Raw genomic sequence first — 15562 nt, forward strand, 5'->3', positions numbered from 1 at the left:
GGACCAGCATCGATGGTGCTGTCCGCGCACTGCACGGAAGTCGGGCGAAGTCCGACTCGGGGGAACGCCGAATCGATGCTGCTCTGCTAGCGGTTCAGCTCATCCGCGACAAGCGGAGCCATGGACCCGCGCCGGGGGACTCGTCAGCCCCGAACTCACCCACTGCTGAAGAGCAATGAGAAAACTGGCCCGGCTCGGGCAAAATCGCGGCTTCCGGAACAGGGATGCGTGAGCACGGACCAACGGTCCGCAACAACATCGGCGGTGATCGATGTGTCCCACAGGCCGCGTTTCGTGGCTGCTAGGAGCGGATTCAGTCATCCACAATGTCATGAAGGTGTTCTCGGAAGCCGTCCATCCCAAGCGCGTCGGCGAGCTCATCCATCCTCGAACGGTGCTCGAGCCGCTCCTCACCCGTGGTCACTAGTGCTAACCACGCATGGTTAATCGCTTGGGCATGGAGATCACCACTTCGTTCGTAGAGCGGTTGGGCTTGTTGAAATAGCTCCCGCGCCTGCCGGTGGTCCGACTCGCGAAACGCCACCCTGCCGAGGTCGAAAAGGCAATTGGCTTCACCCAGCACACTGCCAACTCGCTGGTAAAACCGCTGAGCCTGTTCGAACAACTCCCGCGCTCGCCGATGATCCGACTCACGAAACGCGATTTCGCCGAGATTGCGGAGGCAATGTGCTTCGCCCAGCACATCACCAGCCCCTTGGTAAAGTCGCTGAGACTGTTCGAACAGCTCTCGCGCCTGCTGATTGTCCGACTCGAGGAACGAGATCCTGCCGAGATCGAGGAGGCAGTGTGCTTCCCCCAGCACATCACCAACCATTTGGCAAAGTGGTTGCGCTTGTTCAAATAGTTCCCGCGCTTGCTGATTGTCGGATCGAGCCCGGTATACGTCGGCCAGCCCAAGGGTGATTTCTGCCTTCAGCGCTGTTTCCGCTGCTGATTCCAGCGCGACGTGCGCGAGTTCGGTGTCTCCCATGCTGCTGAAGCGTTGGAACTCCAGCAGGCTGGGAATCACGCCGAGGAAGCTCTGGTCCTGGTTGAGGTGGTTCCGCACGACCTCGACCACGTTGGTGAATTCCGGCATCACCTCGCTGACGGCAGCGGCGCCGTCGCTCCCGCCCACATTTCCGGCTCGCATGGAAAGCGCGCGAACGCGTTCGTAGAGGTGTTGGAGGTGTTCTCCATCTGCTGGGTGGTGGGTCCGTACGTGCTGCCGCACAGGCGCCAGGCAGCGCTGCCGATCGTTCTCCAAGTGCAGGAGCGCTCGGCGACTCAGTTCAGGCACCCCGGAGGTCAACTCGTCAGGTAGGTACGCGCCTGAATCACCCGCTGGCCAGCCGTCGGGTAGTTCCGCCGCCAATGACAGTGTGGCCTGTGCATCGGTGCTGAGTGCGTCCCATGACAACTCCAGCGAAACCGGCAGGCTCGACACGCGATCCGTTCCGTGCTGGAGCAGGTCCGTGCGCTTGGCCTGCCATGCCTTGCGCAGCGTGCCCAGGTTGTCCTCGGATCCTGCCAGCGAGGCCAACAACACGATGGCCAGCGGAACACCGTCCAACTCCCGCAGCAGCGGTGTCAGTTCGCTCTCCTCGAACATCTTCCCTGCGGTGGTCTGAAACAGCTCCGCCGCGCTGTCATCGGGCAACCGGCCGAGCACGACCGACGCGATGTTGGGGATGCCATGAGGAAGCTGACTACCCCGGTAGCCGATTCCGACTGCGACCCGATCTGGGGCCGATCGAACCTGCCGGAGCAGCTCGACTGCACCGGAGTAGTCGTTGTCGAGCACGGTTTCGAAGTTGTCCAGCACGAGCACGCACGGCTTCTCGTGCACGAACCTCAACACTCGATTCCGAAGGTCAACGCCAGTCGAGTCGATGCCGAGCGTCTGCGCCAACTTGTCGATGACGGCATCAGCCGAGCGCGCACCATCGCACGAGACGACGAAACGACGCTCTCCATACCGGTCCTTGATAGCGTCGCGGTTGAGCGCATACCCGAGCACCGTCGACTTGCCCATTCCTGGCCCACCGACCGCAGCTACGGCCCGACCAGCCGCCCAGGCGCACACGATCTCGGTGACCTCTTGATCGCGGCCTAGGCACAGCTCAACGTTCGGGGGAGGCAGTGGAAGGGAATCCTCACGCGGCGATGGAAGGTAGACCCGCGCGTTGTCCCTGGCGATGATGCTTTGATCGATCGCGACGTCCCCGACCGTTCCGCTTTGCACGGCCGACCTGTGGACCGTGGCACCAAAGCCCGTAGCGTTCGTAACCCCAGAAGCCCCACCAGCCTCGACTGAGGTAGCTGCGGAGTTCGAATCCGATGCGGCCTTCGACGGCGTCTCCGACTGCTCCTTCCGGGCTTGGAGGATCGCCACGATTGAGAAAGTGGGCCCCAGCAAGCTGAGAGCTCCACCGATCGAGCTCCCAAGCTTGTCAGCGTTGTCGAGTCCGCTGACGAACATGATCAAGCCAACACCTGTCGTCAGCAGACATCCCATGGCGATCACCGCCCGCATCCCCTTCGTCACGTGAACGATGATCGCGAACCGCGCTGCCAGTGTCTGAAGATTCAGCTAGAAGTCGGAATGAACGAAAAAGAAAGCTAACAACATACTAACCGTTTGATCGAGCATTCCTCCGTAAAGGGGATGCGATTTTCCGCCTACCGCGTGAAGTAAGGAGTCGACGCCAAAATCCCCTCCACTGCGGGCAGCGAATGGTCCCGAGCTACGTCAGCACCGCGAGCCCGAACACCGCTGAGATCTGCCGTCCCGGCGACGTCATCGCGCCCCACCTGCTGGCTCCGGGGTTTTCCACCGGCGCCTGGCGGAACTACCGGTAGCCGGAGTCGCAGACCCCATCGGCGACCACCCAGGCGTCGTGGAGGTGCTCACCCGCCGCTGCCACCGCTCAGCCGTCACTCACCACACCCCGTGGGACGTTTCCCGGCAGGCGCAACGGATTCCACCGCAGTTCTGCCATCCGCCCCGATCAGCGGAGTCGATCCGCTGTGGAAGGCGACCTCCCGAAACACGCGGGGTGGATACCACTCACCCGAATTAGTCCGAAGTAGACGGCAAGAGATTCCGCAACGGTATCCGCGGCCTCCTGCCAACTCCAGGATTGCTGCCCGGAAAGCGGAAAGCGCGCGCGATGTCGTCGTGCTCACCAACCCTGGACGCGCTCCACGCTCCAGATGCGCGTTCGCGATGCCTGGGACAACGGCACTCCAACCGGCACGACGAATTCCGCCACTGCCTCGCCGCCCGCCCGAACCCGTGGGGATCCTGTCGTGGAAGGCGATTCACCCGAACCAGGCGGGCTCGCGGCCACGCCCATCGGCAAGCGCGCTGATGCCCGGCTCGGCGTCAGCACTTCTCCGCGCCTCCTGGATCACTCCCCCACTACGAGGGCCAGCGGATGGCGGTGCCGCTCTGGGTGCCGGTGAACTCGGTCGGCGGCTTGTCCCACTCTCGGGGCTCCTCCCCAGCTCGATCGGCGTATTGGGTGGTCGTCGCGGTCACGTACCGGCCGGGTTGATCTGGAGTCACCACATCCCTGCACCACTTGGTCTGGTTGGCAGCGGTGAAGGTGATCTCACAGCGGCGCAGCGACTGGTCGGACCGGTATTGCGCACCGGGGTCGTAGAGCCACACCCACACCACCACCTCGGCCGGTTCCTCGGAGACGACCTCGGTGCTGATCTCCAACTGGTCATCGACCAAGGCGATGCACGGCTTCACCTCGACCGGGGCGTGCGGGGTCGCCACGTAGTCGCTCCGGCACAGGGGAGTCGACGGCGCGTCCTGGTCGCTCGTCGGCGTGCCCGGATCGCGCGTCTGCGTGTCCTGCTCACCCGGTGGCAAAGCTTGCCCGCTCGGCGGCGCAGACGGGTCTTCGGGGTTCTCTTCCTCTTCGGTGCTGGGAAAGGCGTAACTCAGCAACACGACCAAGAGGAAGACGGATAGCGAGGCAAAAGTCGCCGTGGACTGCGACACCTTCAATTGCCGCAGCCCGAGCCAGGTGGTCAAGGGAAGGCCGACGATCGCAGCGATCCAGCTGACCGCCTCCAAACCGGGCAACTTCATAGGTCGAGGCTAGCTATTCAGAGCATCAGCTGTACCGCCAATCGATCTTTCCCGATTCCAAAAACAAAAATGTTCGTAACGAATCATGATCGAGCGCGCCGAGCGGCCGAATCACGTTGCACGACACCGAGAAACCCCTCCTGACCTGGCAGGATCAGACATCGTCGTGTACTCGACGGTGAGTCCACGAACGTGGAGAACCGGCGCTGAACCACGCATTCCCATGCCCGCCGCACCACTCGATCACGCTCGATGTCGACAGCATTGCGACGCATTGGCGAACACGCCACTCGACCGGACTAGAACGGGGATTGAATTGATCGCGGAAAGAATCGGAAAGGAGTCCTGGTTCTCCGAACGAACCACCGCAGCTCCACGGAAAACTGTCGGTCGATTTCGCTCGAACCTCGGTTGATTCCCACCGGAACCGGGCCGAAGACCCCACGGCGAACAGGCCGCCTCCACCCCTGGTCGCCCGAAGCGAAAGCGTCGTTCTGCGCAGCAAAACATCCCCGGGAGACGGTCATCGTGGAACGCTCCCGGATCGACCGCAGCAGGGCCGTTGGATCACGACAGGCGCCACCGGTGCTCGCTGTGCGGGTCGTCGAGCCACCCCCACTGCCCGCCCGGGGTGACGGTCACGCCGAGGCGGGACCATCCCGGTTCACCCGCGGCTCGCCCCCGGTGGAGTTCCCTTCGAACCAATCCCCACCACGGCGCAGCAGCACCAGGTTGCCCGCGTTGGTGTTGAGTTCGATGTCGGGCGCAGGGGTTCTAGAAAGGGGCTCCAATTCCGGCGGCTGCTCCCCGTCCTGAGCGACTCCACCCGCTTGCGGACTTCGGCAGCTGCCCGGTGGTCGCTCCCGGATTCCCGCAGAGCCACAGCGTCATGGCGATCTCGCGGTGATCAGCGAACACGGGGTACCCGCTCCAGGTCATGATGTCGAAGCCGTACGCATCGACGAACTCCCGATGCTCTTCGTCCGTGCGCCAGCCGAAGCGCTCGTGGAACGGGGCGGTTTGCACCAAGTCCCACTCCCGCGGCCCTGCGCAGAAGCTGTCGAGGTCGATGAGAACGAGGTTTCCCTCCCGATCCAGGACCACGTTGCCCACGTTCGCGTCACCGCACGACCTCCGGCTCGAGAGCGAACCCGAGGTCCGCACAAGCCGTTCGCAGCGAATCGATCCGCGCGCGGAGGTACTCGACGTCGTCGAGCCAGCGCGCCACCTCGATCTGCAAGCGAGCGTTCTCGAGCGTCCCACCATCGCGGGAGATGCGGGCGATCACGGGATCCGCCAGCCGGAACACGGCGTTGGAACCCAGCCGGACGAGAACCGCCCCAGCAGGATCCAGCCCTGCTTCCTCGCAGGCCGCACCAAGATGTCGCGCGCTGGTCGTTCGGTCAGCGCGGTGTTCGCGGTCAACTTCGACCCCTCCCCCGGGCTGGTCGAGTGACCAGCCCGAGCCCCACGACCGGGGGCGCCACCACGACGGAGCGGCCGCGGGGCTCGAACCGTTCTCCGGATCATCGGGGCAGGTCATCGCCCTTGTGAGTGACGGCTTTGAAGGCGACCTTCAGCGGTGACCAGCCGTTCTCGGTGGTGTAGGGTCCCCCGTCGGGGCCGTGGTGCCAGTAGCGCAGGCAGAAACCGCCGCCGGTGAGCTGGCGCAGCTTTCTGTGGTCGACCTCGGCGGGTTGCGAGCAGTCGGCGGTGCCGTTTCCGTTGAGGTCCTCGTCGAACCCGTACTTCTGGTGGGCGAAGTAGCCCTTGTCGATGGCGGATTCGTAGGACACCGTTGTGTCCTGTGTGGACCCGACGAGGCTCCAGTCGATCCCGGCCGCCCACGGGTCGTCGAGCCCGCGGTCAGCGCGGCCCGGGGCGGACTCGTGCAGCTTCTCGATGAACCCCGATCCGCCTTCGCGGGCCGGGGTCATCTGGTGCAGCTGCGTGGTGCACCGGTCCTCCGGGTCGGCGTCGGGGTCGCTGCACCCGTTGTCCACGCCCTGGTGCGGGGTGCCGAGCGTGACGATGTCGTCCACGGCCACGATGGGCGGGAACTCGCTCCAGCCCTCCCGGGTGCCCAGCACCGCGACGCGGGTGATCAGGCCGCCCATCGAGTGGGCGACGATGTCCACCTCCTGCCCCTTGCGGGTGTAGTTCTCGTAGATGTACCAGGCGAAGTCCCGGGCGATGTCCTGGATGGGCCGGTTCGGGGTGGCCTTGCCGTCACCGATCACGTCGTCGCAGTGCTCCGCATCGCCGGCGTAGTAGCCGATCGTGCGCATCGAGGAGCGGTCCCTGCCCCCGGCTTCCTGGTAGTACTCCAGGGCTTCGTCCCACGTCGAGCTGTTGCAGTGGGTCGGTGGCTCGGAGTTGTAGCCGTGCACCAGCAGCATCGGCTTCGAATCCGCCGGGGCCGCCTGGGCGGTCGTCGGCGTGCTCAGCGCGAGCCCCGCGGTGGCGATCGCGGCGGCCACTGCGCACCATCGTCGATTCCTCATCGAACGCACCCCCGTTGGTGGTATCCGGCTCCTGCGGTCTGGCGACCCTGGGCGCGCGCCACCTCCGCCCGGGGCCGAACAAGTGATCTCCCGCTCGCATGGAGCAGCGCGTTCCCTCGACCGGATGACACCGGGCGTGCGGCTCCCAAACAAGTTCGGCTGGCCAGTCCAGCAGAACCGGCCAGCCGACGACTCATCGATGCTCCAACGGCCCGCTCACCGCGCAGCCAGCACCACGGTCCGCAGTGGACTTCCTCGTCTCACGCCGGATCGGCGGTGATGACGAGGTCGGCGCGGGCCCGGGTCGGGGCGACGAGCTCGGCGTTGCGGGCGTCGCTGCGCCGCACCCACTCCCGCGCCTGCTCGGGGGTTTTGCCGTAGTCGATGTGGCGCTGGACCAAGCGGGCTTCGCGGTCGTCCTCGGGCGGGGCGAGGAACCACGCCTCGTCGAGCAGCCCGCGCACGTGCCGCCACGGCCCCTGGTCGAGCAGCAGGTAGTTGCCTTCGGTGATCACCAGCGGCACCTCGGGCGGGACCGGGATCTCGGCGGCGTAGGACTCCTCGACCTCGCGGTGGAACTGCGGCGCGTAGACCGTGTGCTCGTCGGGGTCGCGGAGCCGGCGCAGCAGCGCCACGTACCCGGCGGCGTCGAAGGTGTCCGGGGCTCCCTTGCGGTCCTGCCGGCCGAGGCGGCGCAGTTCGGCCCCGGCGAGGTGGAAGCCGTCCATGGGCACCACGACCGCCGACGACCCCAGCTCGCTGAGCAGCTTCTCCGCCACGGTGCCCTTGCCGGCCCCGGGGGCGCCGGCGATGCCGAGGATGCGCCGGCGTCCCGACTCGGCCAGGGACTTGGCCCGCCGGACCAGGTCCGCGAAGTCTCCGGAGTGCTCCACCGGGCTCATGCCTTGACCTCACCGCGCAGGGAGGACTCGATGTCCTCCAGGGTCCGGTTCTTGGTCTCCGGCAGCTTCCGGTACAGGTAGACCAGGCCGATCACGCCGAACACGCCGTAGAGCCAGAACAGCCCGGTGGGGGTCAGGGCGTTGATCAGCGTCAGCACGGAGATCGAGATGAGGAAGTCCAGACCCCAGTGCGTGACGGTGCCGACGCTGGAGGCCTTGCCGCGCACCGCGGTCGGGAACACCTCGCTGTTGATCAACCAGATGGCCAGGCCGAGGCTGGCGGCGAACGCGGCCTCGTAGAGCATCAGGCCGAGGGTGAGCAGCAGGCCGAGCCCTTCGACGCTGGGCAGCAGGTAGAGCGCGCCCAGGCCGAACAGCACCGCGATGACCACGCTGGTGCCGCCCAGCAGCAGCGGCCGGCGGCCGACCTTGTCGATGAACAGCAGCGCGATCACGGTGAAGATCATGTTGACGGCGCCGATGCCGACCGAGGACAGGATCGCCGCGGAATCTCCCATGCCCGCCTGCTGGAGGATGGTGGGCGCGTAGTAGATGACGGCGTTGACGCCGACGAGCTGGTTGGTGGCGGCGACGGCGAAGCCGAGCAGCACCGCGGGCCGCAGCTTCGGGCTGAGCAGGTCGCGGTAGCTGAAGCGGCTCTCCTCCCGCATGGCCGTGGAGAGCTCGTCCAGCGCCGCATCGGCGTCTTCCGGCGAGTGCGTCCGCAGCAGGGCCTTGCGGGCGTCTTCGGTCCGGCCGCGCGCCAGCAGCCACCGCGGGCTCTCCCCGAGCGCGAACAGGCCCGCGAGCATCAGCAGCGAGGGCAGCACGGCCAAGCCGACCATCCAGCGCCAGCCGCCGCTGGAGGAGAAGGCGTAGCCGACGATGTAGGAGGCGAAGATGCCGATGGTGATCATCAGCTGGTTCATCGACACCAGTCGCCCGCGCAGCGCAGGGGGTGCGATCTCGGCGATGTAGGTGGGCACGACCAGCGAGGACCCACCGATGGCCAGGCCGAGCAGCACGCGTGCGCCGATGAGGACCTCGGTGTTGGGCGCGGCGGCCGACAGCAGCGCCCCGAGGGTGAACACCGCTGACAGCAGGACGAGGGTGACCTTGCGGCCGATGCGGTCCACCACCGGACCGGCGCCGATCGAACCGGCGATCGCCCCCAGCAGCAGGGAGGCGACGACGATCTGCTTCATGCCGTCGGACAGCGCGAACTCCGGGGCGATGTAGAGCAGGGCCGCGGAGATGACGCCGGTGTCGTAGCCGAAGAGGAGACCTCCGAGCGCGGCGATGGCCGAGGCGCCGAAGATCGCGCCGCTGCGGCCGCGGGTCTTCACGGCCGCTTCCTCCGGGGCGGTGCCCGAGTGCGATGTGCTCATGACTGCGTGTGCCTTTCCAGACCCGTCACCGGGTCGGTGCCGTGCGCCCGCGGGCGCGAACTCGTCTTTGAGTGGTCGGCACCGTAAAACGCGGTTAAGCGCTTGCGCAAGCGCTTGCCTGATATCGTTTCGGCAACCGATCAGCACAAAGGGGTGTGACGGCGATGGCAACGCTTGCCGACGTGGCGCGGTTGGCCGGGGTGTCCACGGCGACGGTCTCGCACGTCATCAACGGCACCCGGGCGGTGCGCGAGGAAACCCGCAGAGCGGTCGAAGCCGCCATCAAGGCCACCAACTACAGCCCGAACACCCTCGCCCGCTCCCTGGCCACCGCCAGCACCCGCACGATCGCGGTGGTGATGTCCGCCATCTCCAACCCCTACTTCGGCCAGGTGCTGCAGGGCATCGAGTCCGAGGCGGTGCGCGCCGGGTACACGCTGCTGCTGGCCGACTCCCGCGACGACGCCGAGCACGAGCTCACCGTCGTGCGGAACATGCACGAACGCCGGGTCGACGGCATGGTCCTGGCGCCCTCGGCCGACGCCGGCGAGGCGCTGAAGTACCTGCGGGACCAGTCGGTTCCCGTGGTGCTCGCCGACCGCCTCATCGACGACCGCTACGACCAGGTCGGTCCCGAGAACGCCGAGCCCACCGCCCGCCTGGTCGACCACTTCGCCGAGCTCGGGCACACGCGCATCGCGATGGTCTCCGGGCTCAGCGGCCTGTCGACCACCGAGGAACGGCTGCAGGGATACCGGGAAGCCCTGCAGCGCAACGGGCTCGACTTCGACCCCGAGCTGCTCGTGGAAGGCCGCTCCGAAACCGAGTCCGCCGCCTGCGCAGCGGAACGCCTGCTCGAGCTCCCCGAGCGGCCGACCGCGATCATCGCGGCCAACAACAGCATGACGATCGGCGTGATGCAGGCGCTGCACACCGCCGGGCTCCGCGTCCCCGACGACATCGCGCTGGTCGGCTTCGACGACTTCCCGTGGGCGGACTGCTTCTCCCCGCGCCTGACCGTCATCGCCCAGCCCTGCGAGGAGATCGGCCGGACCGCGGCACGACTGCTGCTGCGCCGCCTGGCCGACCGGGACGCCGAACCCGAAACCCACCGGCTGCCCTCCCGGCTGGTGCACCGCAACTCCTGCGGCTGCGCCTGAGGCTCACTTCGACAGCCCGGTCGCGTTCAGCGGGGTTCCGCTGCGGCCGGTGAATGCACCGCAGGTCGTTCGCCCACGAGTTTCCGCAGCCCTGCCGGAGAAATTCCGTTGGCGACTCGTGGGGCGGATTGGTACAGAGGTGCCGTGATTTCGCTGGACGCCCTCGTCAGACCCGACAAGTACCCGCGTTCGTCGAAGTACGATCCGCAGTGGATGGTCGACAACTGCATGGGTCCGAACCCGCTGTGGCTGCTCGAAGACCTCAGCCAGGACTGCACCTTCCGCCCCGGGATGAAGGTCCTCGATCTCGGGTGCGGCCTGGGCATGACCTCGATCTTCCTCGCGCGCGATTACGACGTCGAAGTGTGGGCCTCGGAGCTGTGGATCCCGGCCGAGGACAACGCCGCGCGATTCGATCGGGCAGGCGTCGGCCACCAGGTCCACGCCGTGCGCGCCGAAGCGCACGACTTGCCGTTCGAGCCGGAGCAATTCGACGCGATCGTGTCCGTGGACAGCTACCACTACTTCGGCACCGACGACCTCTACCTCGGATACCTCAGCAAGTTCCTCAAAACAGGTGGTCAGCTGGCGATCGCCGTGCCGTCGCTGCACCGCGAGCTGCGCGAGCTCGGTGGCATCCCGGCGCATCTGCGATCCGGGGTGGGGTGGGAGGCCCTGTCCTTCCACACGCCCGAGTGGTGGCGTTTCCAGTGGGAGCAGACCGGACTGGTCGAGGTCGCTGCGAGCCGGGCACAACCCGATGGTTGGCTCGACTGGAAGCTGTGGTGCGAGGTCTGCGCCGAGCACTCCTCGGACGAGCTCGTCAGACGAGGGTCTCGGGACACGATCCCCATGCTCGACGCCGACCGCGGCGAACTCCTGACCTTCGCGCTCGTCACCGCCCGGAAGAACGGAGCTCCGGAGTGATTCCTCGCATCAGCTGACCACACCGGCGGCCCCGGAGTTCCGCTCGCTGAACACCAGTGCGCGGATCGGCACGTGCTCCACAGCGTGCCGGCCCCGCGTCGAAGCAGCTGCGGCGCCGGCCTGGAGAATGGCAGCCGGATCCGAGCAGCAGGAGAGGCCCAGACGATGATCGACCGCGACACCAGCCCGCTCGACGACCCGGTGGGGGCGTCGCTGCGCGGTCACCACGCGCACCTGGCTCGCCGGCTGGGCCGGGTCGCCACCTACCAGCCGGAGGTGGCGACGTTCTCCGCGGTCACCCTCGATCCGGGACCGCAGGAGTGGGCCGACCTCGCCCGGCTGCTCGGTCGGGGCGCGCTCGCCGACATGTTCAGCAACCCGGCGACCCCGCCGCCGGATTGGGAGCCGGTCTTCACCATCGACGGGTACCAGATGGTCTGGTGCGGAGACCGGCCCGCCGACCCCGAGGACGGCGTGGTCGAACTCGGCGCGGACAGCGCCCCGGAGATGCTCGACCTCGCCGAGCGGACCCGCCCGGGCCCGTTCTGGTCGCGCACCCACGAGCTCGGCACCTACCTCGGTGTTCGGGAGGGCGGTGCGCTGGTGGCGATGGCGGGTGAACGGCTGCGGCCGCCGGGGTGGACCGAGATCAGCGCGGTGTGCACCGCCCCCGAGGCGCGCGGGCGGGGGCACGCCTCCCGGCTGATCCGCGCGCTCGTCAAGCGCGTCCTCGACCGCGGTGACCAGCCCTTCCTGCACGTGATCGAGTCCAACACCGGGGCTCTCGAGCTCTACGAGAAGCTGGGCTTCAAGATCCGCACGACGGTGACCTTCCGGGGGTTCCGCATTCCCTAGCGCGGCAGGAGCACCGGCGGATTCTTCGTCCACTGAGGACATCGTTCGCACCGGGCGCCGAACAAGGCGTTCCCGGGGACAGGTCGATGCCCAACTCGTCCTGGCCTCGCTGGCGAGTTCTCCGCACTCCCTGCTTCCCACGGCGGATTCCGCTGCGGAGAACGGGTGGACCACCGGGAGCGATCCCATCGAAAAGGGCGATCGCCGTCGGGTTCGTGTTGTACGTTGGGGCGATCTTGGAACCGTGCGCGAAGGGACGGCACCATGGCGGAACTCCCGGAGCCGGAACGTTCGATCAGCTCCGATGCCGGAGAGGACCACGCGCCCGTGGAGATCGACACCGAGACGGTTTCCATCGCCCGCATCTACGACTTCGCCCTCGGCGGCAAGGACAACTTCGCGGTGGACCGGGCCGCGGCCGAGGAGATGATGGCGGTGGTTCCGGAAACCATGCTACTGGCCAAGGCGAACCGGCACTTCCTGCGGCAGGCCGTGCGCTACCTGGTGGGCGAAGCGGGCATCCGGCAGATCATCGACATCGGGTCCGGACTGCCCACCGCCGGCAACGTGCACGAGATCGCGCAGGAGATCGCCCCCGAGACGCGCGTCGTCTACGTGGACAACGACCCGATCGTGCTCGCCCACGGCCGCGCCCTGCTGGCGACCAACGACCGGACCGCGTTCCTGCGCGCTGACCTGCGCGAACCGGACGTGATCTTCTCGCACCCGGAAACCGAGCGGCTGATCGACCGGTCGGAGCCGTTCGCCGTGCTGCTGGGCGGCGTCCTGATGCACCTGGAGGACGAGGAGGACCCCGAGGGCGTGGCCGCCGACATCCGCGACCGACTGCCCTCCGGCGGGTACCTGCTGGTGTCCAACACCTGCGACGACGGCGAACCGCGCGCCAAAGCCCTGAACCGGGTGTTCGCCGAGCAGGGCCTGGGCAGCCGGTGCTTCCGCACCTGGGACGAGCAGATCCGCTACTTCGACGGCCTTGAACTGGTCGAACCCGGACTCGTACCGCACAACCAGTGGCGGCCGGGGCCGGACCTGCCCGAGCCGGACAACCCGGTGCACTCCATGCACATCGGCGGCGTCGGCCGGAAACCCTGAGCGGGTGATCTTCCGGAAAAGATCCTCGCGATGATCTCTGCGTGGCAATATGTGCACATCAGGTGACAACATCGCGGCACAGGATGTCGGATGGAAAACAAGAGCAAGGTCGCGAGCGTGGTCGGAACGGTCTGCGTCGTGGCAGTCGGGGTCGTCGGCTTCCTGGCCGACGGGTTCAGCGTGCTGGACCGCATCACCGGCAGCGCTGATCAGAAGGCCAGTCCCGCCGCACCGTCCCCTGAGCTGACGGCGCCACCGTCCGAGGACCCCGCGATGGTCGCGCAACCCTCGGCCTCCACCGCCCCTGCCGCGCAGCTCCAGTTCGGCGAGCCGGAAGAAGTCCTGTGGAGCGTGAGCGACACGGCGTGCTTCCAGACCCACAAGATCAACTGGGACGCCCTCGGCAGCTCCCCCGCGGCAGATCCGGGTGAAGCAGACTTCTCGTACGGCACGAGCGATTGCTCGCCCCCGTCGTTCCACGCGACGCACGGCAGCCTCGTGCCACCAGGCACCGCCACGGACGTGATGACCTGCCGCAGCGCGGCGATGGCCGGGGCACTGCCCATATGGGTCAACAACAGGGACCTCGAAGAACTCGGACTCGTTCCCGGCGCCGCGATCTGCATCGTGACCGACCAGGGACGCGTGGTGAGAGCGGAGATCGACGAGGTGATCACGCTCTCCAACATCGGCTCCCCGTCGTTCCGCGGCACGGCCAAGATCTGGATCCCGAAGTGATGTCGCGACTTTCAGCCGCGGTGCTCGGCTTCCTGGTCCTGGCCGCACTTGCCCTGGGTTGCTCGAGCGAGCCGGAGCCGGAGGACACCACCCCTGCGCACTTGCGGGCACCGGCCGCCGCCTACTACCCGCCGGAGATCGTGCCCTGGGGCGTCAACGCGCTCCACTGCGAGCCGCACGAGATCGACTGGGACAACACCGGGGCGCATCCGCAGACCGCGCCGGGTCTGCCGGACCTCGCCTACTACGGAGACCATTGCATAGAGGACTGGTTCAGCGGCCGTGCAGGGAGCGCCGTGGCGGTGGTGGAACCAGGCGCGTTCCTCACCCCGACCGAATGCCACCGCGCTGCAACGCACCCCGAGATACCGGGCGTGCTGCACGACGAGATCGGAGTGGACATCGAAGACGTGCTGCGGCCGGGGACCGCGGTGTGCGTGGTCACCGATCAAGGCCGTGTCGTCCGCGCTCGCATCGACGACATCGACCCGCCGACCTACGCGCCGACCTTCCGCGGCGAGGCCACCGTCTGGACTCCGAAACCAGCGGATTGATCCGCTGAGTTCTCACAGCATCGAAGATGGAAGTTTTCGCGGAACCACAAAGGTTTTCGACGTAGATCCGTCCGAAAATACTGAGTGAGAGAAAGATTGACTCGACCAAAAGGAAAGTGATTGCGGCACAGGGTTTTCCGCACCAACAGGACGTCGAACACCCGCGCCGCATCTTCATGTCCACTGAGGACCTAATCGTCGTTGGCGCAGCGGTTCCGCGCTGGTGCCGTCGGGAGCTCAGCTCGCGGCGGCGATGAGCTCGCGGATCTTGGCCAGCTGGTACCGGGAGGTCTCGTCGGCGGACTCGTTCTCAGCGAAGACGTTCGAGCAGATGATCGCGTCTTCTCGCGCCAGGAAGCCGGTTTTCGCGAGCGCGGTGAACAGTTCGGCCCAGTCCACGTCGCCGTCGCCGATCTTGAGGTGCTGGTGCACGCGGGCCGGACTGCCGGGCGGGTTGGTGATGTAGCGCAACCCGTGGGACCGGCGGTGGTCCATGGTGTCCGCGGTGTAGACGGCGCCCAATCGACCCCCCAGCTCGGGCAGCAGCGTGGTGGCGCGGTCGCCGTAGTGGAAGGTGTGGCTGGCCACGTACACGAAACCGATCGCGGGGTTGTCCAGGCCGCGGATGATGCGCCAGGCCTCCAGCGCGTCCTCGACGAAGTCGTCCGGGTGCGGGTCGAAGTTCACCTGGACGCCCGCCCGCTCGATGAGCGGCAGCAGTTCCTCCATCGAGCGGTAGAAACCGGCCTCGGATTCCTCGGCCCGTTCCGGGCGGCCGGAGAACTCGGTGTTGATCATCGGAACGTCCAGCTCTTGGGCGATCTCGATGATGCGTTTCCAGTTGCGCACCGCGGCCTCGCGGGGCAGCTCGTCCGGCCAGGACACGCGCTGCACCGGGAGCAGCGAGCAGATCCCCACCCCGGCGTCCGCGGCCCGCTTCTTGACCTTGGCCAGGTACGCGGCGTCGACGCGCGGGTGGGAGAAGAACGGGATGAAGTCCGGGTGCGGGGTCAGCTGGATCCACTCGTAGCCGGCGGCAGCAGCGGCGTCGAAGAAGTCGAGGAAGTCGTGGGTGGCGTGGTACGGGGTGGGGTCGAGGGCGATCTTCACCATCGCGTTCCTCCTGGGCGCGGTCCGGCGGTGTCGTCGCGGGAGCGCCGGTCTTCGGCTCGAGCACCACCGCTCCCCTGGCGGGGTGGTGCTGGCGGGACGCTCCATCGACGCGACAGCTTTGTCAGTTTGTACGGACAAAAATGCGGAGTCAAGCACGAACTCGCACTGGGTAGCGATGCGCTCCCGTCACCGGAAGCGGT

General features: G+C 67.1%; 14 protein-coding genes. 6 read left to right on the forward strand and 8 right to left on the reverse strand.

Translation table 11 applies throughout. From position 1 onward, the window contains the following. Positions 1–313: 313 nt before the first annotated feature. From SREC43747_RS0107000 to SREC43747_RS0107035, 7 genes are all read right to left on the reverse strand, one after another. Entirely contained in the window at positions 314–2548 is a 2235-nt protein-coding gene (locus SREC43747_RS0107000) for a tetratricopeptide repeat protein (RefSeq protein ID WP_029720441.1), read from the reverse strand. An 876-nt stretch (positions 2549–3424) separates the two neighbouring features. Continuing rightward, complete coding sequence (locus SREC43747_RS0107010; protein WP_152528343.1) at positions 3425–4093, reverse strand: hypothetical protein; 669 nt, start codon at positions 4091–4093, stop codon at positions 3425–3427. Positions 4094–4882: 789 nt separating this feature from the next. After that, entirely contained in the window at positions 4883–5221 is a 339-nt protein-coding gene (locus SREC43747_RS21885) for a phosphotransferase family protein (RefSeq protein ID WP_029720443.1), read from the reverse strand. 7 nt (positions 5222–5228) lie between these two features. Beyond that, entirely contained in the window at positions 5229–5417 is a 189-nt protein-coding gene (locus tag SREC43747_RS21890) for a hypothetical protein (RefSeq protein WP_029720444.1), read from the reverse strand. A 217-nt stretch (positions 5418–5634) separates the two neighbouring features. After that, a complete protein-coding gene (locus SREC43747_RS0107025; protein WP_081722454.1) occupies positions 5635–6612 on the reverse strand; it encodes an esterase/lipase family protein in 978 nt (325 codons plus the stop codon). 260 nt (positions 6613–6872) lie between these two features. Beyond that, a complete protein-coding gene (locus tag SREC43747_RS0107030) occupies positions 6873–7514 on the reverse strand; it encodes a nucleoside/nucleotide kinase family protein (RefSeq protein WP_029720446.1) in 642 nt (213 codons plus the stop codon). Then, entirely contained in the window at positions 7511–8902 is a 1392-nt protein-coding gene (locus SREC43747_RS0107035) for a sugar porter family MFS transporter (protein WP_029720447.1), read from the reverse strand. The genes SREC43747_RS0107030 and SREC43747_RS0107035 overlap by 4 nt, the downstream gene beginning before the upstream one ends. A 164-nt stretch (positions 8903–9066) precedes the next feature. On the opposite strand from SREC43747_RS0107035, the gene SREC43747_RS0107040 reads away from it, so the two are divergent. The 6 genes from SREC43747_RS0107040 (at position 9067) to SREC43747_RS0107065 (ending at position 14249) form a co-directional block, all read left to right on the forward strand. Beyond that, positions 9067–10062, forward strand: coding sequence for a LacI family DNA-binding transcriptional regulator (locus SREC43747_RS0107040; RefSeq protein ID WP_029720449.1), 996 nt, complete (start codon positions 9067–9069; stop codon positions 10060–10062). Between the two features lie 144 nt (positions 10063–10206). After that, positions 10207–10989: an SAM-dependent methyltransferase gene (locus SREC43747_RS0107045; RefSeq protein ID WP_029720450.1), complete on the forward strand. Its 783-nt coding sequence runs from the start codon at positions 10207–10209 to the stop codon at positions 10987–10989. A gap of 165 nt (positions 10990–11154) precedes the next feature. After that, the gene (locus SREC43747_RS0107050; RefSeq protein ID WP_029720451.1) at positions 11155–11844 is read left to right on the forward strand and encodes a GNAT family N-acetyltransferase; all 690 of its coding nucleotides are present in this window, start codon (positions 11155–11157) and stop codon (positions 11842–11844) included. Between the two features lie 264 nt (positions 11845–12108). Next, entirely contained in the window at positions 12109–12957 is an 849-nt protein-coding gene (locus tag SREC43747_RS0107055) for an SAM-dependent methyltransferase (protein ID WP_051387793.1), read from the forward strand. Positions 12958–13047: 90 nt separating this feature from the next. After that, a complete protein-coding gene (locus SREC43747_RS0107060; RefSeq protein ID WP_029720453.1) occupies positions 13048–13695 on the forward strand; it encodes a hypothetical protein in 648 nt (215 codons plus the stop codon). Continuing rightward, positions 13695–14249, forward strand: a complete 555-nt coding sequence (locus tag SREC43747_RS0107065) for a hypothetical protein (protein ID WP_037331516.1) — start codon at positions 13695–13697, stop codon at positions 14247–14249. The genes SREC43747_RS0107060 and SREC43747_RS0107065 overlap by 1 nt, the downstream gene beginning before the upstream one ends. Positions 14250–14486: 237 nt before the next feature. Here SREC43747_RS0107065 and SREC43747_RS0107070 read toward each other — a convergent pair whose 3' ends face one another. Then, positions 14487–15362, reverse strand: a complete 876-nt coding sequence (locus SREC43747_RS0107070; RefSeq protein WP_029720455.1) for a sugar phosphate isomerase/epimerase family protein — start codon at positions 15360–15362, stop codon at positions 14487–14489. Positions 15363–15562 lie beyond the last annotated feature (200 nt).

Origin of the sequence: Saccharopolyspora rectivirgula DSM 43747 (assembly GCF_000497205.1) — a bacterium.
GTDB lineage: Bacteria > Actinomycetota > Actinomycetes > Mycobacteriales > Pseudonocardiaceae > Saccharopolyspora > Saccharopolyspora rectivirgula.